The following is an 18,562-nucleotide window of genomic DNA, read 5'->3' on the forward strand; positions in this document are numbered from 1 at the left end:
TGTCCTTCTCGAGATGCGCTGGGGGATGTCAGCGCACCGTCGCTTGCGCTGCACGCAGTGAGGGATGTGACGGCGACGGCGACGGCGCCTGCGGCGACGATCAACCTGTGAGAGAGCTGCATTGGTCTTCCTGCCGGGAGAGCGAGTTGCGGAGGATCGAAGGCATCCTCACAGCTTGTCGAGATCGGCGCGCGTCAGCGTGAGCGTTCCGTCGTAGAGCGCAGTGACCCCCGCGGGAAGTCCGGCGATCGCCGGGCCGAGGTCGATGATGCGGCTCTTGTCGGAATCGTCGCGCACAAGGAAATCGAGTTGGTCGACATCCGACGGGAGGCTGTCTCTCACCGCGACGAGCATGGCGGTGAGGGACGCTGTGGAGATCGGGGTGGCGTCGTCGGCGCTGACGACGGCGCCGACCGTCAAGACCCGTGCCGCGCCCGACTGACTTTCGAGGACACCTGTGTCGACCACACGCGGATCTGCTGCCATGAGCGCGGTGCGCACCTCGGGAAATGTCATCCCCTGCTCACTTTCGGAGGAGGTCGGAACGGGAGTGGGAGAGGTTGCCGGCACGCAGGCCGTCAGTGAGACGGCGGCCAGCGCCGTGGCCGCGAACAGCGCCGCAAGACGCGACTGTGCGATCCGATGCGCCATCAGTCTTCTTTCCATGAGTAATAGCTGCTGTCATAACCGTAGGTGCTGGAGTCGCCGATAAAGAACGCGTCCAAGCCGCGCTGGGTCTCCGGGGGTACATTGCCGATCTGCTGCTGCAGGGTCGCGTAATAGGCGGCGGCATTGTGGATACCAGCGACTCCCTGCACCGCCAACGGCGACGGGGTGTTGATCGTCGTCCAGTTCGGGCGCTGTTGCGCGTACCCGCTCGCGCCGAGTCCGATCACCGAGTCCAGGCGCGGTACTGGATCGCCATCGTGCTGCACCGACACCACGGACGTCGACGAGGGGATCGGCATGCTGTCGATCGGGGCGCCTGCGACGACGACCGCGTCCCAGTTGTAGTCGGAGTTGTATGCGGCCAGATGCCCGGCCATGATGCCGCCCTGGCTGAAGCCGACGAGCATCACCGGATCGTCGGGACTCACGCCAGCGTGCTGCATCGCTTGAAGGACGGCGCGCTCGTATTGCGACCTCAATGAGGGAGTCATCATGAGGGCGAGGTTGCTGTCGAGGTCGTTGACCGCGCCCTGGTCGCCGTTGAGTCGCGACAGCCACTCCTGGGTGCTGGGCAACGCGACCCGCCACCGGACGACGCCGTCAGCGTCCACGACCTTGGTGACTTTGATGACCGTCTCGTCGGCGCTGTCCGCGGTGTGGTGACCGAGCTTGTCGACGTAACCGGCATCCTTCAGAGCGTGCGCCAGGTCGGTGGGCTCCCCGGGGTCGGCGATCTTTTCGTCGCCAGTCCTGTCATACCTGTCGGTGGTCGGCGTCGGCTTGAGGACGTCGGAGAGGATGCTGGCGAGCAGGAAGCCGGCGAGGATGCCGACGACCAGCGCCGCGATGAGGGGACCGATCACCGGGATCATCGACAGCAGGGTGTAGACGAGGATGAGGATCAGTACGGTGCCGAGGATCGCGAGCACCGTCGAGACGAGCCGCTGCAGCTCGTCCCAGAGGTCCTGCAGAAACTCGCCCACCCACTTTCCGAGGTCGGCGAGCCACGACCCGACGCCGGCGAAGAAGTTGCCGACGTGGTCCAGCCAGCTCTCGTTGGTCGCGTCGATCGCGCTGTCGATGAGCGACATCGCGCGCTGCGCGGCCGCCTCCATGTCGCGGCGGGCGGCCTCGTGGTCGTCGCGCGCAGAGGTGGCCGCCGTGTCGTAGCGGCGCGAGGCGCGCTGGGCGTCGGCGAGGTCGCGCTCCGCCGCTTCGATCGTGCCTACTGGTGCCGCGGCCTCCTCGAGGTTCCGCACGTGCCGGGTGAGCGCGGTCACGCGGGTGTCGGCCTGGCCGGCGTAGCTCTCGGCGGTCGCCTCGGCCTGGTCGGCGGCGTCCGCGCGGCGGTGGGCGTCGCGCAGCACTGCGGCGTACTCGACGAGCGCGGTCGCGGTCGCGGTGCCGGCGTAGCGCCCGTACGCCTCGTCGAGGGTGCCGGCGACCTCGCCGCTGCGCTCGCGGATGGCATCCAACGACTTCGCGGTGCTCGTGTACGCGAGGGCGCGCAGATCATCGGCGGCGCGCTGGATGCGGCTCGCGGATGCCTGGTAGGTGGATGCGCGGTCGGCGAGCGCCGTGGGGTTGCCGGGAAGAGCCATCAGTTGTCGTCTCCGTCCGAGGGCGGGGTCGGCGCGGGGCCGGGGGTGGGCGACGGAGTCGGTGCGGGCGCGGGGGAGGGCTCCGAAGCCTGACCCTCGGCGATCGCGTCGTAGATCTCTCGGTTCATCGCACCGTCGCCGAGCTTCGACTGCTCCAGCGACGCGGCGAGATCGGTGTCGAGGTCGTCGAAGGTGTCGACGACTGCGCGGAGGTAGTCGGCGATCGTCGTGAGGCTCTCTTCGAGCTTGCCGCGGGCGATGTCCCACTTGTCGCCGAAGTCGCGGACCTTGCCCGCCAGTCCGTCATGCTCGGTGTAGCCCGCGGTCTCGTCGGCGATGCGCTCGGCGGTCGAGAAGTCGCCCGCTATGCGCTCGGCGCGCGACGCGCTCGCAAGCAGTTCGTCGGCGTCGAGCTTCAGGTCTGCCATCGGTCCTCCTTGGTCTACTTCAACCTAGGCAACAGGCGTGTGTCGGGGCCATGGGGAGAACTCCCCATGGAGCTACACCCAGCCCTGCATCCAGTTGTGCAGACGGTAGAAGTCGTAGGGAATCTGCATCCCCGACCACAGGGGGAACCAGAACACCGCCAACGCGACGACGACGAGGAGGAACACGAGCACCACCCGCTGACCGGCGGTGCGGCGCTCGACGCTCGCACGCGTCGGACCCGCGATGTCGCGCAGCGCGAAGGTCAGCGCGATGAGCATGAACGGCCACATCACGATCGTGTAGAACTGGAACACCGTGCGCTCGGGGTAGGCCAGCCACGGCAGCCAGGTCGCGCCGATCGCCACGAGGACGACCGCGTGGCGCCAGTCGCGAGCGACGACGAAGCGGTACACGAGATAGATGACCGCGATGACCGACGCGTACCAGACCAGCGGGTTCGGCATGCTGTACAGGATCTGCAGGCATCCGTTCTCGCCGACGCATCCGTTCTCGCCGTTCGCCGTCGAGAACGCGTACATCGAGGTGGGGCGCAGCAGCAGTGCCCACTGCCAGGCGGGGCTCGCGTAGCTGTGCGGCGAGGTCATGCCGGTCATCGAGTGGTAGATCGTCTCGTGGTACTTCCACAGGCTCTGCAGGCTCAGCGGTACCCACGAGAAGAAGCCCGTCGCCGGGTTCGCGTCGGCCGCGTGCCGGTCGTAGCCGCCGTCGGTGACGAGCCAGCCCGTCCACGAGGCGAGGTAGACGACGAACGCGGCCGGGACGAGCAGCGCGAAGGATGCCAGGCCTTGACGCACCGCGTCGGTGGGCCAGAACACGATGCCGAGCCGGCGACGCTCGAGGGCGTCGGTGACGACGAGGTAGAGGCCGATCGCGGCGAGCACCCAGACGCCCGACCACTTCACCGCCGTGGCGGCACCGGCCGCGGCGCCGGCGGCGATGATCCAGGGACGGTTCCAGAGGACCGGGCCCCAGGCGGGCGGAGTCACCTCGCCGCTCTCTGACCGTCGCTCCCGCTTCGCCGTCTGCGTGGCGAGACGGTCGAGCGTGCGCCGTCGATCGAGCACGACGAACCAGAACGCGATCAGCACGAACAGCGCCAGGAAGATGTCGAGTAGCGCCACCCGGCTCATCACGATGCCGAGGCCGTCGATGGCGAGCAGGAACGCCGCCACGCTCGCGAACACCGTCGAGTTCGTGAGCGCCTTGGCGAGCAGGAACAGCACGAGCACGAGCGCGGTGCCCGCCAGAGCTGTCGCGAAACGCCACCCGAACGAGTTGTCGGGGCCGAAGAGCCACATCCCGGCGCCGATCAGGTACTTGCCGAGCGGCGGATGGACGACGAAACTGCCGGTCGTCGTGAAGATGTCGGTCTCGCCCGCGGCGAAGCGGGCGTCAGCGCCCTCGGGCCAGGTCGACGCGTAGCCGAGGTTCCACTGGCTCCAGGCATCCTTCACGTAATACGTCTCGTCGAAGACGAGTGTGTGCGGATGGCCGAGGTTCGCGAGGCGCAGCACCGCGGCGAGCACCGTGATCAGCACGGGGGCGAGCCAGCCGTAGAGCCGCTGCAGGCGCGGGTCGCCGGCCACCCGCGCGCGCCAGGCGTCGTAGCGCGAGGGCCGCTCGGCGGCAGTTTCCGGCAGCAACGGCTGCTCCGTCGTCGTCACGGGCACCAGCCTATGCTGGGGCGGTGATCATCCTCGCTGCGACGCCCATCGGCAATCTCGGCGACGCCTCGCCGCGACTGGTCGCCGCCCTCGAAGCGGCCACCGTCATCGCCGCCGAAGACACTCGCACCGCGCAGCGGCTGTTGCAGGCGCTCGGCATCGAGAACCGGCCGAAGCTGCTGGCGCTGCACGACCACAACGAACGCCAGCGCGCCGCCGAGCTCGTCGCGCGCGCCCGCGACGAGGATCTGCTCGTGCTGAGCGATGCCGGGATGCCCACGGTCAGCGACCCCGGCTACGCGCTCGTCGCCCAGGCCGCCGCCGACGGCGTGACCGTCACCGCGATCCCGGGGCCGAGCGCGGTCGTCACGGCGCTCGCTGTCGCGGGGCTGCCGACCGACAGGTTCACGTTCGAGGGGTTCCTGCCGCGCAAGGCGGGCGACCGCCGCCGCGCTCTCGATGCGCTCACCGCCGAGCCCCGCACGATGGTGTTCTTCGAGGCGCCGTCGCGGCTCGGCGAGACGCTCGCCGCGATGGTGGATGCCTTCGGCGCGGCCCGGCCCGCCGCCGTCTGCCGCGAGCTGACCAAGCTGCACGAGGAGGTCGTGCGGGGCGGGCTCGGCGAGCTCGCCGCGTGGGCCGGGGACGGCGTCCGCGGCGAGATCGTCGTCGTCGTCGGCGGCGCGGCCGCGCTGACCGTGTCGACCGACGACGCTCTCGCGCAGGTGCAGGCGCTCGTGGCATCCGGCACGCGCCTCAAGGATGCCGCGGCGGAGGTCGCCGCGCAGACCGGTCTGCGCTCGCGCGACCTCTACCAGGCGGCGCTCGCCGCGCGCTGAGCCGCCGGGTCTCGCGTGCGGGCGGGGGGTCAGCCCTTCACGGAGCCCGCGGTGAGTCCACCCACGATGTAGCGCTGCAGCGTCAGGAACAGCACCAGCACGGGCACCGAGGCGAGGATCGCCCCCGCGGCGAACAGGCCCCAGTTGCTCGACAGCTGGTTCGAGACCCACTGGTACATGCCGACCGCGAGCGTCCAGTTGTCCTCGGACACGAGGACGATCTTCGAGATGATGTAGTCGCCGAACGAGGCGATGAACGCGAGCAGCCCCACCACCGCGAGGATCGGGGTGACCAACGGCATGATGATCCGCCAGAAGACCTGCGCGTGCGTCGCGCCGTCGATCTTGGCGGACTCGTCGAGCTCTTGCGGGATCGTGTTGAAGAACCCGTACATGAGGAACGTGTTGACGCCCAGCGCGCCGCCCAGGTAGATGCAGATGAGCGCCACCTTGGAGTTGAGGCCGAGCACGGGGAACACCTCGCCGAGCGCGAGCAGCATGAGGAAGATCGCGACGAACGCCAGCGCCTGCGGGAACATCTGGATGATGAGCAGGGCTGTGAGCCCCACCCGGCGTCCGCGGAACCGGAAGCGCGAGAACGCGTACGCCGCCGCGGCGCCCATGAGCACCGCGCCGGCCGCGGCCGACACGCCGATGATGAGCGTGTTCGCGTACCAGGTCCAGTACCGGGTGTCGGCCAGTGCCTGGTAGTTCGACAGGTCGAACGCGCTGAACAGGGCATTGCTGGTCGCGAGGCTCCCCCCGGGGTTCAGGGAGGCGGACAGCACGTATACCAGTGGGAAGACGGCGTAGAACAGCACGACGAGGGCGAGGAGGTACTTCCAGCCGACGTCGAGGGCCCAGCGCTTGCGCACGGCGCTGCGCCGCGAGGCATCCAGCGTCACGTTCTTCCGCGCGTCGCGGGCGGTGGGCGGGGTCGTCGCGGTGCTCATCACTGATACTCCTCGAGCTTCTTGGTCTGCCGGAACGCCAGCGCGGAGATCACCGCGACGACGATGAACACCAGAATCGACAGGGCGCTGGCCAGACCGTAGTCGGCCTTGCCGCCGTTGACGCCGGAGATGTCCCAGATCGCCGATATCAGGATGTCGGTGTATCCGAGCGTGTACGGGGCGCCGGGGATCGCCGGCCCGCCGCTGTTGAACATGTAGATGATGGTGAAGTTGTTGAAGCTGAACGCGAACGACGAGATCAGCAGCGGCGCGGTCGCGACGAGCACGAGCGGCAGGATGATCGAGCGCAGCTGGCGGAACCGGCCCGCCCCGTCGATCTCGGCGGCCTCGAGCGCGTCGGCCGGGAGGGCCTGGATGGCTCCCGTGCAGACGAGGAAGAAGTAGGGGAAGGTCAGCCACACGTTCACGAACAGCACGGCGAACCGGGCGAGCCACGGGTCGCCGAGCCAGTCGATGTTCGCCCCGCCGAAGAAGAGCTGGTTGATGACCCCGAATTCGGAGTTGAACATGCCGCGCCACAACAGGGCCGACATGAACGCCGGGAACGCGTACGGCAGGATGAACAGCGTGCGCAGCACCTTGCGCCCGCGGATGCGCTCGTCGTTGAAGACGATCGCGAGCACGAGGCCGAGCGCGAACGGGATCGCGACCGACAGGAACGCCCAGGCGAAGGTCCACACCGTCACGAGCGCGAGCGGCTGGATCATCGACGAGTCGGTGAACAGTCGCAGGAAGTTGTCGAACCCGACATGCACCATCCAGCCGGTGGGAAGGCTCTGGCCGTCGTCCGAGGTGAAGGTGCCCGCGTCGGTCGCGTGGTAGACGGTGCCGGTCGCGGTGTCGGTGATGGTCTGCGACTGCGCATCCCACTGCATCGTGGAGAGGTAGACCGTGCCCGTTGCGCCGTCGCGGGTGCGCAGCGACCCGTCGTTGGGATCGTCTGACATCGGCACGCGGATCGCGGTGATCTCGTTCTGCAGGCTGAGCACGTCGTTGAGGGAGAGCACGGTCCAGCCGGGCACCTCCTTCGGGGCGCCCGAGGCCGACATCTCGCCCACGGTCTCGAGGGGCTGGTCGGCCGAACCGGCCTTGATGTCGCCGTCGTCGTTGATCGCGAGGCCGTACTCGCCGCCGCGCTCGACGACCGCGAGCGGGTAGCGCTCGGAGCCGTCGACGATGCGCTCGCCCTGGATGAGAGCCGCCTGCACGGCCTGCTCCTGCGTGCCGACGTGACCTGCGCCGTAGTTCGTGAAGGCGATGTAGGCGGTGTACGCGAAGATGAACACCTGAAAGATCAGCAGGAACGCCAGGCCCGGGAAGAGGTACTTCATCGGCAGCGCGCGCTTGCTGAAGTAGACGACGTCGGCGACGACGAGCAGCAGCACGGCGATGCCGAAGATCAGCCACGACTGCGCGCGGAACGCGGCGATGATGCCGAGGATGCCGAAGGCGTTGACGATCGCCATGAGCACGAGCTTCACGACGAAGCCCCAGCCGAGGCCGGTCCAGCGCCGCGCGTGCGACTCGGGCCGCGCGCCGGCGTCGGGCGTGGTGGGGGGCGGCGGGGACGCCGGGGCCTTCCGGCCCTGCAGAGTGGACATCACTGTCGGTCTCCTTCGGGAGGGGATGGCCCGGGTGCGGGGGCGTGCCCCCGCACCCGGGCCGGGATGATCAGCCGATGGCTGCCTGGACGCTGGAGACCATCGAGCTCCACGTCGAGGCGGGGTCGGCACCCTTGATGATCTGCACCTCAGCGGCGTTCCACAGGTCCCACACCGATCCCATCTCGGGGATCGAGGGCTGCGGTACGCCGGTCGCGGCCGAGGCGAGGAAGCCGGCGACGATCGGGTCGGAGGCGACCTTCTCGGCGACGGGCTGCCAGGCGGGCAGACGCGGGTCGGCGTCGTAGAGCGCCTGCTGCGCCTCGTCGGTGGCGAGGTAGTGCGTCAGGAACTGCTGCGCGATGAGCGCGTTCTTGCTCTGCGAGCTGACGTAGAAGCCCTGCACGCCCACGAACGGCGCGGCGGTCTCGCCACCGGCCGACGGGATGGGGTTGACCTTGATCTTCACGCCCTGCTGGGTGAGGGTGTCGACCGCCCACGGGCCCTGGATCGTGTAGGCGGCCTTGCCCGAGGCGAACAGCTCGTTGTTGGTGTCGTAGTCGATCGTCGTCGAGATGTCGCCGGTGCCGGTCTCGCCGTGCGCGCCGAGCCACTGCGCGAACGCCGTGCCCTTTTCGCCGCCCATGCCGACCTCGGTGGTGTACGAACCCGACGAGTCCTGCACGAACACGGGGGCGCCGAACGAGGTCTGGAATCCGTACATCGTGTAGGCGTCGCCGGTCTGGCCGGCGGTGTTGATGACGAACGGACGCTCGGCGCCGGATGCCTTGCCCTTGGCGATCATGTCGTCGTAGGTCGCGGGGGCGTCTTCGCCGACGAGGTCGGTGTTCTGGATGAGGGCGATCGACTCGAGCGCGTACGGGAAGCCGTACACCTGGCCGTCGTAGGTGAACGCGTCGACCGCGACCTGCTCGAGCTGGTCGGCGGCGGCGCCGAGGTCGACCGTATCGATGACGCCGGCCTCGACGAACGCTCCGAGGAAGTCGTGCGCGCCGACCGTGACGTCGGGGCCGTTGCCGGTCGGCACCTGGTTGATGAAGTCGGTGCGGATGTCTTCGAAGTTCTTCTGGACGAGCTCGATCTTGCCGCCCGTCTCCTCTTCGAAGGTCTTCGCCGCCGCCTCGATGGCAGGCTTGCGGTTCTCGTCGGTCCAGACCGTCAGGGTGACGCCCGAGGCGTCGATCTTGTCGTCAGACCCCGACGACGCGGGGGACGAGCCGCCGGAGCAGCCCGCGAGCAGAATCGTGGTCGCAGCGAGGGCCGCGACGCCGATGCCCATCTTGCGCATGTGTCTTCCTTCTCTCTTGGGTGGGTGTTTCCTACTGCGGGCGCGACGTGCGGACGACGGCGACCTCGCCGCCGCCTAGCACGAGCGTACCCTCGAGGGTCGTCTGCGTGAGCAGGTCGACCCCCGACATTCCGAGCGAGACCGTCTCGTCGGAGTGGTTGATGACGACGCGGTAGTCGGCGTCGTCGCCGTGGCGGACGACGCTCTCGACTCCCGCGGGGAGGCCTGCCGGCTCGAGTCCCGCGTCGCGGTAGACGGATGCCATGATCGCGCGAAGGCCCGCGGCATCCGGTCGCGTGCTGACGTACCAGCCGACGCCGTCGCCGGAGACGTTCCGTGTGACGGCGGGAGCGCCGGCGGCGGGCCCCGCGGTGTAGACGGCTCGCACGTCGGCGCCGCTGATGGCGAGGTCCTCCTGCCAGATGTCGGCGGCGTAGGTCTCGCCGTCGAAGGCGATGCCCGCGACCTCATCCTCGCGCAGCGGCAGGTGCTCGTCGACGCGGAGCCCGAGGGAGGGCTCGAGGGGAGCGCCGAAGCCGCCCGCGTGCACGGCGTCGTGCTCGTCGACGACGCCGGTGAAGAACGAGCTGACGAGCACCCCGCCCCCGGCGACGTAGGCGTTGAGGTTCTCGGCGTCGGCCGCGCGCAGGAGGTACTGGGCGGGAGCGATCACGAGACGATAGCCGGAGAGGTCGTGCCCGGGCAGGGCGAAGTCGACGGTGATGCCGTCGCGCCAGAGCCGTTCGTAGTAGGCGCGGATCCGCTCGTCATGGCTGAGGTCGACGCTCGGCCGCCACTCGAGGTCCTGCGCCCAGAACGACTCGAAGTCCCACAGGATGGCGACGTCGGCGTGCACGCGGGAGCCGCGCACCTCGGCGAGCCGGCCGAGCTTCGCGCCGAGGTCGACGACCTCGCGGAAGACGCGCGAGGACGCGCCGGCGTGCGGGACCATCGCCGAGTGGAACTTCTCGGCGCCCGAACGCGAGGCGCGCCACTGGAAGAAGAGGATGCCGTCGGCGCCGCGGCCGAGGTGCGAGAGCGAGTTGCGCGCCATCTCGCCCGGCCGCTTCGCGATGTTGCGCGGCTGCCAGTTGACCGCCGACGTGGAGTGCTCCATCAGCAGCCACGGGTCTCCGCCGCCGACGGAGCGGGTGAGGTCGGCGGCGATCGCGAGGCCGATCTCGGCCTCGGTGTCGGCGGCCCAGAGGTAGTGGTCGTCCGAGACGACATCGACCTCGGCCGCCCACTTCCAGAGGTCGACGCCGCCGTGCTGGTTGGCCATGAAGTTCGTGGTGATGGGGCGATCGCTGTGTGCGCGGATCGCGTCGCGCTCGGCGATGAAGCAGCTGAGCAGCTGGTCGTCCGTGAATCGGGCGAAGTCGAGACGCTGGGCGGGGTTCACGACGCTCGGCGCCGCCGCCGGGGCGCCGATGTGCTCCCACTGCTCGTAGTGCTGACCCCAGAACGCCGTGCCCCACGCCGCGTTCAGCGCCTCGATCGAGCCGTAGCGGTTCTCGAGCCAGCGCCGCCACTCGCGCACCGCGTGCGGCGAGTAGTCCTCACCGACCGGCACGCCGTACTCGTTGTGCACGTGCCAAAGGACGACGGCCGGATGGTTTCCGTAGCGCTTGGCGAGCTCGGTCGCGATGCGGACGGATGCCTCGCGGTAGGCGGGCGCCGAGTGCGACACCATGCCGCGCGCCCCGAACCCGAGGGCGACACCGTCCCGGGTGACGGCGCGGGCGTCGGGGTGGTTCGCGAAGAACCAGGCCGGGGGGGAGGCGGTCGGAGTGCCGAGGTCGACGCGGATGCCCGCTGCGTGGAGCATCTCGATGACCTCGTCGAGCCAGCCGAAGTCGAAATCGCCCTCGCGGATCTCGAGCAGGCCCCACGCGAAGATGCCGATGCTCACGAGGTTCACGCCCGCGTCGTGCATGCGGGCGATGTCGTCCGCCCACACCTCGCGGGGCCACTGCTCGGGCGTGTAGTCGCCGCCGTAGGCGATCTGCGGGAGATCAGGCCAGCGGTGCGCGGTGGTGCCGGCGGCGGTGGCGCGGGGGCGCGTCGCGTGCATCGATTCGGTTCCTCGTCGTCCGTTCTCGGGCCGTGACAGGCCACAGCGTCGGTCAGATGATATGCCGGCGTTCGTTGCGAGAGCGTGTTTCGTTACCCAACTGTGACCGGTCACAGGTCTATTTGGTCTGACCACGCTAGCACGGTGCGCAACGAGTAAAGTCGCCTCCGTGGCATCCACCGACATCGTGCGAAAACCGACCATCCGCGATGTCGCGCGCGTCGCGGGAGTCTCGCACGGGACCGTCTCGCGGTATCTCAACGGCGGGCACTGGGTGTCGCCGGAGGCCCGCGTCGCCGTGGAGGAGGCGATCCGCGCCACGGGCTACACCGCGAACCACGCCGCGCGCAGCCTCGCGACCGGCAGATCGGGGTCGCTGGCGTTCCTGCTCACCGAGCCGCAGCATCTGCTGTTCTCCGACCCGACCTTCGCCCTGCTGCTGCGCGGGGCCACCGAGGCCCTCGCCGAGCGGTCGATGACCCTCGTGCTGCTGATCGCCGACACCGCGCAGGAGCAGGCGAACGTCGAGCGGTACGTGCGCGCCGGGCACGTCGACGGCGTGCTGCTCGTGTCGTCGCACGAGTCCGACTCGCTGCTCGCCTCGCTCGTCGAGGCGGGGGTTCCCGTCGTCTGCACCGGCATCCCGCTGGGCGGCGCGAGCAGCGTGCCGAACGTGTCCGTCGACGAGATCGGCTCTGCGCGCATGATGACCCGCTATCTGATGGATCAGGGGCACGAACGCATCGCCCTCATCACCGGACCCGACGACACGCCCGGCGGCCGGTTCCGGCGGGTCGGATTCCGCGAAGCGCTCGGCGACAGGTTCGACCCGGCACTCGTCGAGCAGGGCACCTACGAGAGGAAGAGCGGCGACGCCGCGATGACCGCGCTGCTCGAGCGTGCGCCCGACATCGACGCCGTCTTCGCCGCGAGCGACGTGATCGCCGTCGGCGCGATCGAGGCCCTGCAGCGCGCGGGCCGTCGCGTGCCGGAGGACGTCGCGGTCGCGGGCTTCGACGACTCGGGCCTCGCCGAGACGATGACGCCGAAGCTCACCACGGTGCGCCAGCCCTGGGCCGAGATCTCGTCGACGATGGTCGACATGCTCGCCGACGTGATCTCCGGGGTGCCGCGCGAGGCCGTCGTGCTGCCGACGACGCTCGTCGTGCGCGACAGCGCCTAAGCGGGTGGACCGTGGCATCCGTCACACGCGGAGCGGGTGCGGGCGCCCCAACTAGAATCGTCGGGTGAGCACCGGTCAGTCCTTCTACATCACGACCCCGATCTACTATCCGAGCGATCTGCCGCACATCGGCCACGGGTACACGACGGTCGCGGTCGACGCGCTCGCGCGCTGGCACCGTCAGTCGGGCGACGACACCTGGATGCTCACCGGCACCGACGAGCACGGCCAGAAGATGCTCCGTGCCGCCGCGGCGAACGGCGTGACCCCGCAGCAGTGGGTCGACAAGCTCGTCACCGAATCGTGGTTCCCGCTGCTGGAGACGCTCGACGTCGCCAACGACGACTTCATCCGTACCACGCAGGTGCGGCACGAAGACAGCGTGAAGACGTTCGTGCAGCGGCTTTACGACCGCGGCTACATCTACGCGGGGGAGTACGAGGCGCTCTACTGCGTCGGCTGCGAGGAGTTCAAGCCCGAGGCCGAGATCGTCGACGGCACCGGCGCGTTCGAGGGCCTCAAGGTCTGCGCCATCCACTCGAAGCCGCTCGAGCTGCTGCAGGAGAAGAACTACTTCTTCAAGCTGAGCGAGTTCCAGGACCGCCTGCTCGAGCTCTACAAGGACGAGCCCGACTTCGTGCGCCCCGAGTCGGCGCGCAACGAGGTCGTCTCCTTCGTGCGGTCGGGCCTCAAGGACCTCTCGATCTCGCGGTCGGCGTTCGACTGGGGCATCACGGTGCCGTGGGACCCGTCGCACATCATCTACGTCTGGGTCGACGCGCTGCTCAACTACGCGACGGCCGTCGGCTTCGGCACCGACCCCGAGCAGTTCGACCGCCGCTGGCCGGCCTACCACGTCGTCGGCAAGGACATCCTGCGCTTCCACGCGGTGATCTGGCCCGCGATGCTGATGGCCGCCGGTCTCGACGTGCCGCGCGGCGTGTTCGCGCACGGCTGGCTGCTCGTCCGCGGCGAGAAGATGTCGAAGTCGAAGCTGACCGGCATCGCGCCCACCGAGATCACCGATGTGTTCGGCTCGGATGCCTACCGGTTCTACTTCCTGTCGGCGATCGCGTTCGGGCAGGACGGCTCGTTCTCGTGGGAGGACCTCTCCGCCCGCTACCAGGCCGAGCTCGCGAACGGCTTCGGCAACCTCGCGTCGCGGACGACCGCGATGATCGAGCGCTACTTCGAGGGGATCGTGCCCCCGGCATCCACGTACACCGAGGGTGACCTCGAGATCCAGCGGATCGTCGCGGATGCCGCGGTGAACGCCGATGCGGCGATGGAGCGCTTCCGCCCCGACGAGGCGATCGCGGCGATCTGGACGATCGTCGACGCCCTGAACGGGTACATCACCGACAACGAGCCGTGGGCGCTCGCGAAGGACGACGCGCAGCGCGCGCGGCTGGGCACGGTGCTCTACACGGCGGCGGAGGGCCTGCGCGCCCTCGCCGTGCTGCTGTCGCCGTTCATGCCGGAGGCGACCGAGAAGCTCTGGATCGCGCTCGGGCACCCGGGTCGCCTGCAGGATCAGCCGCTCCGCGAAGCCGGCGCGTGGGGGCAGCTCGCCGCCGGGTCGAGCGTCAACGGCCTCGCCCCGCTCTTCCCGCGCGTCGAGCAGTGACCGATCCGTCGCAGTACGTGCGCCAGCGCGAGAAGGGGGCGCGCGACGTGTCGTATCCGGTCTCGCCCGAGCCGCTCGCGGTGCCGGTGTACGACAACCACTGCCACCTCGAGATCGAGGACGGCGAGGGGATGTCGCTCGACGAGCAGCTGCTGCGCGCCGGCGAGGTCGGGGTCGCCGGCGTCGTGCAGGCGGGCGGCGACATCGACTCGAGCCGGTGGTCGGCGTGGGCGGCCGCGTCGCACCCGCGCGTGCTCGCCGCGGTGGCCATCCACCCGAACGAAGCGCCGGCATATGCCGAACAGGGAATGCTCGACGAGGCGATCGCCGTCATCGACGAACTCGCCGCGCAGCCGCGCGTGCGAGCCATCGGCGAGACCGGGCTCGACTTCTTCCGCACCGAGGGGGAGGGGCTTCCCGCCCAGTTCGAGAGCTTCGAGGCGCACATCGCGCTCGCGAAGAAGCACGGCATCGCGATGCAGATCCACGACCGCGACGCGCACGAGGCGGTGCTCGAGACGCTCGAGCGGGTCGGCGCGCCCGAGCGCACGGTGTTCCACTGCTTCTCGGGCGACGCGGACATGGCCCGGATCGCCGCCGACCGCGGCTACTGGCTGAGCTTCGCGGGCAACGTGACGTTCAAGAACGCGCAGAACCTCCGCGACGCGCTCGCGGTGACTCCGCGCGAGCGCATCCTCGTCGAGACGGATGCCCCGTTCCTGACGCCCACTCCGTTCCGCGGCCGGCCGAACGCGCCGTACCTCGTCCCCGTGACGGTGCGCTTCATGGCCGAGGAGCTGGGGCTCGATCTCGACGAGTTCTGCGCGCAGGTGGCATCCAACACCCTCGCCGTCTACGGCGCCTTCGAGGACTGACCGTGCTCTGACGTCGCCCGTCGCACCTCCGGCTGACGCGTCGGATGCTGAGGAGATGACGGATCTCGAGGATGCCTGGGCCGGAACTCGTCCTCAGGAAGGTGCGTTCTCCTCAGGAAGCTGCGCGTCGTCGAGCACGGGCCGTGCGGCGGCGATCAGGGAGATCGAGCGCCACACGAGGAGGAGCGTCACGAGCGAGCCGGCGAAGGCGAACCACCACGGCGCGGTGAGGCCCCAGGTCTGCGCGATGATGCCGCCGAGGGTCTGACCGATGACGAGTCCGCCGAAGACGCCGACCATGTTCACCGACGCGATGCGACCCTGCAGCTGCATCGGCACGAGCCGCTGACGGACGGTGGTCGAGATCGTGCCCCAGACGAACGCGTACGCGCCGAAGCCGAACATGATCGCGAAGGCGACCGCGGGCGCCGTCGTGAGCGCGAATGCGAGGTGCATGATCACCTCGAGCGACAGGCACACCCGCATCAGCGTCGCGAACGACACGTGCTTCTCGAGCCAGCCGAAGCTGCCGATGCCGACCAGTCCGCCGAGCGCCGCCGCGCTCGTCAGCGCGCCGTAGCCGACCGGACCCATGCCGAGGTGTTCGGTCGCGTAGAGCACGAGGATGCTCCACGGCGCCGCCCACGTGACGTTGAACACCAGGATGATGAGCACGAGCGTCCGCACCGGCGGGTTGCCCCGCAGCCACCGGAGCCCCTCCCGGATCGGATGGACGGGCGCGGATGCCTCGGTGTCGGGGCCGGCACCGGCCCCGACACCGGGATCCGGTGCGGGCATCGAGCTGCGGCCGATCCGGGAGATGAGCACGACGGCGAGCGCGACGCAGAGGATCTGCACGAGGAACGGCCAGAACGAGCCGATCGCGAAGAGGAAGGCGCCCAGCGGTGGCCCGGCGAGCTGGTTCGCGACGAGGTAACCGGCCTGGAGACGCGCGTTCCCGATGCCGAGGTCGGCGGGACGCACGAGCATGGGCAGCAGCGTCGATCCGGCGGTGTCGGCGAACACCTCGGCGACGCCGTAGAGGAACGCGGTGGCCAGGACGATCGCGACGGTCGCATGACCGGTGACGAGGAACACCACGAGCGCGGCGACGATCACCGCGCGCGAGCCGTTGGCGATCATCACCAGCCGGCGGCGGTCGTGGTGGTCGGCGACCGACCCGGCGAACAGGCCGAACAGCAGCCACGGCAGGAACTGCATCACGGCGCCCGAGGCGACGAGGATCGGCGACGAGGTCAGCGACGCGATCAGCAGGGGCGCGGCCGACAGGGCGATGCCATCGCCCAGGTTGCTCGTCCACGACGAGCCGAGCAGCCACCGGAAATCCGTGCCCAGGCGCCGCGGCGCGACGAGTTCACCGAGGGAGGGCATCCCGTCATCCTAGGGCGGGGGTCGGACGGCGGCGGTCGGACTGCGCGGTTCGGCGGACGCCGTCAGCGCGTCGTCGAACCGCGCACGAGCTCCCACGGCAGGTCGACCACCCGGGGCGCACCGCCGGGGCTCGGCACGAGCGCGCCGAGCGAGGGGAAGACCGCGTCGGCGGCGAGCTCGGGGTGCACGCACGCGTGCGTCACGCCGAGGCGCTCGTTGAGCGCGCAGTCGGTCGAGCACAGCGCCAGCAGCTGCACGTCGCGCGGGATGACGAGCGGCATCGCCTCGAGCTGCAGGTAGATCTCGGGGCCGTCCTCGCAGAACGCGAGGATCGCGTCGGCCCCGGCATCCACGGCGTCGCGCACCCGCCGGGGCAGCGTGCGATGCGCCGCGTCGAGCTCGATGACGAGCGGATCCGCGCCGTGCACCGTCGACCAGGCGACGTAGCCGGAGCGGGCGATCTCGTCGCGCGGATGATCGCCCTCGTCGACGAGCAGCGCGATGCGCTCGGCGCCGGTCGCGGAGAGGTGGTCGAGGGCCGCGCGGAGGGCGGCGTCGTAGCCGGTGCGGATGCTGAGGGCGCGGTCGACGTCGACGTAGAGGTCGCGGGCGATCACCGGGAGCCCGCGCGAGGCGGCGGCGCGCAGGAGCTCGGCGCCCGTGCGCGCGTCGGCGAGGTACAGCGCGTCGAGCTGCGCGGTGGCGAGGAAGTCGGGGCGCGAGGCGGGGAGGACGGTCACGGTGAAGCCGTGCTCGGCGGATGCGCGCACGAGCGCGTTCAGCTGCAGGTTGTGCGCGAACGCCCAGCTCTTGGCGGCGGCGTCGTCGACGGCGGGCATGACGAAGCCGATCGACATGGTGCGCCCGCTGCGGAGGGCCGCCGCGTGCTTGTTGGGGGTGTAGCCGAGCTCGGCGGCGATCGCCTTGATGCGCTCGCGCGTCTCGGGGCGGAGGCTGCCGCGGTCGTTGAGCGCCTGGCTGATCGCCGCGGTCGACACCCCGGCGCGTTCGGCGACGTCGCGCAGCGTCACGCGGCTCATGCGGGGTCGCCTCCGGGGAACACCGTACGCACCGCGTCGCGCCACGCCGTGCCTTCACCGGCCGATGCCAGCGCGTGGCCTTGCGCGATGAGCCCGTGCAGCAGCGCGCCGGAGAAGTGCCGCAGCGCCGCCTCGGTCTCCGCGTCGCCGCCGCGGGTGCGGGAGCGGGCGATCTCGGCCTCGAGCATCTCGTGCACGTAGCGGCGCATGTCGACGACGGCGGGCGACACCTCGTGCACGCGGCGCGCGGCGGCGTGGCGCTGCGCGGCGGTGTGCACGATGAGGCGGGCCTCGTTCATCGTGGCGAACTCGTCGATCGGCGCGTGCACGCGGATCGTGTCGAGGTCGAGCACCTCGACGCCGGGCAGGGCGCGCAGCCCCGGGTCGACGTTCCGCGGCATGCCGAGGTCGATGACGAGCTGCGCGGCGTCGCTCTCGCCGCGGGCCGCCCGGTGCTCCGCCGCGGTCAGGGCGTACGCGCCGGTCGTCGTCGTGCAGGTGACGACGACGTCGGCCGCGGCCGCCTCGGCGGCGAATGCGTCGGCGGCGACCACGGTGAGGTTCTCGCGCTGTGCGAACTTGCGGCGCCCCGAGGGGGAGTGCACGCGGATGTCGGTCGCGCCGACGGCGCGGAGGGCGGCGAGGGATGCCGCGGCGTAGCGCCCCGTGCCGACCAGCAGCACGCGTGCGTCCTCCCACGCGCCCACCCGTGATCCAGCGAGCTCGACGGCCAGGCGCACGAGCGAGCGGCCCGACTCGCCGAGCCGGGTGGAGTTCTTGACGGCCCGGGAGGTCTCGGTGGCGCGCTGGAAGAGGTGCTCGAGCGGGCCCGTGGTCGCGCCCTCGCGGCGCGCGGTCTCGAGGGCCCGGGTGACCTGTCCGGAGATCTCGTCCTCGCCGAGGGCGACCGAGTCGAGCCCGGCCGCGACGGAGAAGAGGTGCTGGGCGACGCCGTTGCCGTGGGCGAAGTCGACCGTCTCCCGCACGTGTCGGAAGGGGAGCGCGGTGAGCCCCGCGATGCGCTCCATGGCGGCGTCCATCGCCGGGATCGGCGAGGCGTCGGGCGCGTCGTCGACGTCGAAGTAGGCCTCGAACCGGTTGCAGGTGGCGAGCACGACCGCGCCGCGGATCGCGTCGTGCGCGGCGGTGAGCTCGGTGGCGGCGGCGTCGCCGATCACCGACAGGCGCTCGAGGTCTTCGAGCGAGGTGGTGCGCTGGTGGGCGGACAGGCAGACGAGCACGGGTGGGGACCTCTTTCGGATCG

15 protein-coding genes are annotated in these 18,562 nt (G+C 70.2%); 4 read left to right on the forward strand and 11 right to left on the reverse strand.

What is annotated here, in order from left to right:
- Window positions 1–168: 168 nt before the first annotated feature.
- From LOK55_RS09370 to LOK55_RS09385, 4 genes are all read right to left on the reverse strand, one after another.
- On the reverse strand, window positions 169–651 hold the full coding sequence (locus LOK55_RS09370; RefSeq protein WP_229935168.1) for a hypothetical protein: 483 nt from the start codon (window positions 649–651) through the stop codon (window positions 169–171).
- Window positions 651–2,270, reverse strand: coding sequence for an EI24 domain-containing protein (locus LOK55_RS09375; protein ID WP_229935169.1), 1,620 nt, complete (start codon window positions 2,268–2,270; stop codon window positions 651–653). Before LOK55_RS09375 ends, LOK55_RS09370 begins: the two co-directional genes overlap by 1 nt.
- Entirely contained in the window at window positions 2,270–2,698 is a 429-nt protein-coding gene (locus LOK55_RS09380) for a hypothetical protein (protein WP_229935170.1), read from the reverse strand. Before LOK55_RS09380 ends, LOK55_RS09375 begins: the two co-directional genes overlap by 1 nt.
- A gap of 72 nt (window positions 2,699–2,770) precedes the next feature.
- Window positions 2,771–4,384 carry a dolichyl-phosphate-mannose--protein mannosyltransferase gene (locus LOK55_RS09385; protein WP_229935171.1) on the reverse strand — a complete coding sequence of 538 codons (1,614 nt, stop codon included), beginning with the start codon at window positions 4,382–4,384 and terminating at the stop codon, window positions 2,771–2,773.
- Between the two features lie 23 nt (window positions 4,385–4,407).
- On the opposite strand from LOK55_RS09385, the gene rsmI reads away from it, so the two are divergent.
- Window positions 4,408–5,223 (forward strand): 16S rRNA (cytidine(1402)-2'-O)-methyltransferase, encoded by an 816-nt coding sequence (gene rsmI, locus LOK55_RS09390; protein ID WP_141381166.1) that lies wholly within the window; start codon window positions 4,408–4,410, stop codon window positions 5,221–5,223.
- Window positions 5,224–5,252: 29 nt separating this feature from the next.
- Here the strand turns inward: rsmI and LOK55_RS09395 are convergent, their stop codons facing one another.
- From LOK55_RS09395 to LOK55_RS09410, 4 genes are all read right to left on the reverse strand, one after another.
- Window positions 5,253–6,176 (reverse strand): sugar ABC transporter permease, encoded by a 924-nt coding sequence (locus LOK55_RS09395; protein WP_229935172.1) that lies wholly within the window; start codon window positions 6,174–6,176, stop codon window positions 5,253–5,255.
- Window positions 6,176–7,798 carry an ABC transporter permease subunit gene (locus LOK55_RS09400; RefSeq protein ID WP_229935173.1) on the reverse strand — a complete coding sequence of 541 codons (1,623 nt, stop codon included), beginning with the start codon at window positions 7,796–7,798 and terminating at the stop codon, window positions 6,176–6,178. The genes LOK55_RS09395 and LOK55_RS09400 overlap by 1 nt, the downstream gene beginning before the upstream one ends.
- A 70-nt stretch (window positions 7,799–7,868) precedes the next feature.
- Window positions 7,869–9,107, reverse strand: coding sequence for an extracellular solute-binding protein (locus tag LOK55_RS09405; protein ID WP_229935174.1), 1,239 nt, complete (start codon window positions 9,105–9,107; stop codon window positions 7,869–7,871).
- A gap of 31 nt (window positions 9,108–9,138) precedes the next feature.
- Window positions 9,139–11,181, reverse strand: coding sequence for a beta-galactosidase (locus LOK55_RS09410; RefSeq protein ID WP_229935175.1), 2,043 nt, complete (start codon window positions 11,179–11,181; stop codon window positions 9,139–9,141).
- Between the two features lie 169 nt (window positions 11,182–11,350).
- Between LOK55_RS09410 and LOK55_RS09415 the strand changes: the two genes are divergently transcribed.
- The 3 genes from LOK55_RS09415 (at window position 11,351) to LOK55_RS09425 (ending at window position 14,866) form a co-directional block, all read left to right on the forward strand.
- Window positions 11,351–12,364, forward strand: a complete 1,014-nt coding sequence (locus LOK55_RS09415; RefSeq protein WP_229935176.1) for a LacI family DNA-binding transcriptional regulator — start codon at window positions 11,351–11,353, stop codon at window positions 12,362–12,364.
- A gap of 64 nt (window positions 12,365–12,428) precedes the next feature.
- On the forward strand, window positions 12,429–13,991 hold the full coding sequence (gene metG / locus LOK55_RS09420; RefSeq protein ID WP_229935177.1) for a methionine--tRNA ligase: 1,563 nt from the start codon (window positions 12,429–12,431) through the stop codon (window positions 13,989–13,991).
- On the forward strand, window positions 13,988–14,866 hold the full coding sequence (locus tag LOK55_RS09425) for a TatD family hydrolase (RefSeq protein ID WP_141380861.1): 879 nt from the start codon (window positions 13,988–13,990) through the stop codon (window positions 14,864–14,866). The genes metG and LOK55_RS09425 overlap by 4 nt, the downstream gene beginning before the upstream one ends.
- A gap of 93 nt (window positions 14,867–14,959) precedes the next feature.
- Here LOK55_RS09425 and LOK55_RS09430 read toward each other — a convergent pair whose 3' ends face one another.
- From LOK55_RS09430 to LOK55_RS09440, 3 genes are all read right to left on the reverse strand, one after another.
- A complete protein-coding gene (locus LOK55_RS09430) occupies window positions 14,960–16,258 on the reverse strand; it encodes an MFS transporter (protein ID WP_229935178.1) in 1,299 nt (432 codons plus the stop codon).
- Between the two features lie 62 nt (window positions 16,259–16,320).
- Entirely contained in the window at window positions 16,321–17,298 is a 978-nt protein-coding gene (locus LOK55_RS09435; RefSeq protein WP_229935179.1) for a LacI family DNA-binding transcriptional regulator, read from the reverse strand.
- Window positions 17,295–18,539: a glutamyl-tRNA reductase gene (locus tag LOK55_RS09440; protein WP_141380864.1), complete on the reverse strand. Its 1,245-nt coding sequence runs from the start codon at window positions 18,537–18,539 to the stop codon at window positions 17,295–17,297. The genes LOK55_RS09435 and LOK55_RS09440 overlap by 4 nt, the downstream gene beginning before the upstream one ends.
- Between the last annotated feature and the right edge of the window lie 23 nt (window positions 18,540–18,562).

The organism is Microbacterium sp. F2E (assembly GCF_020905435.1).
GTDB classification, from domain to species: Bacteria; Actinomycetota; Actinomycetes; order Actinomycetales; family Microbacteriaceae; genus Microbacterium; species Microbacterium lacticum.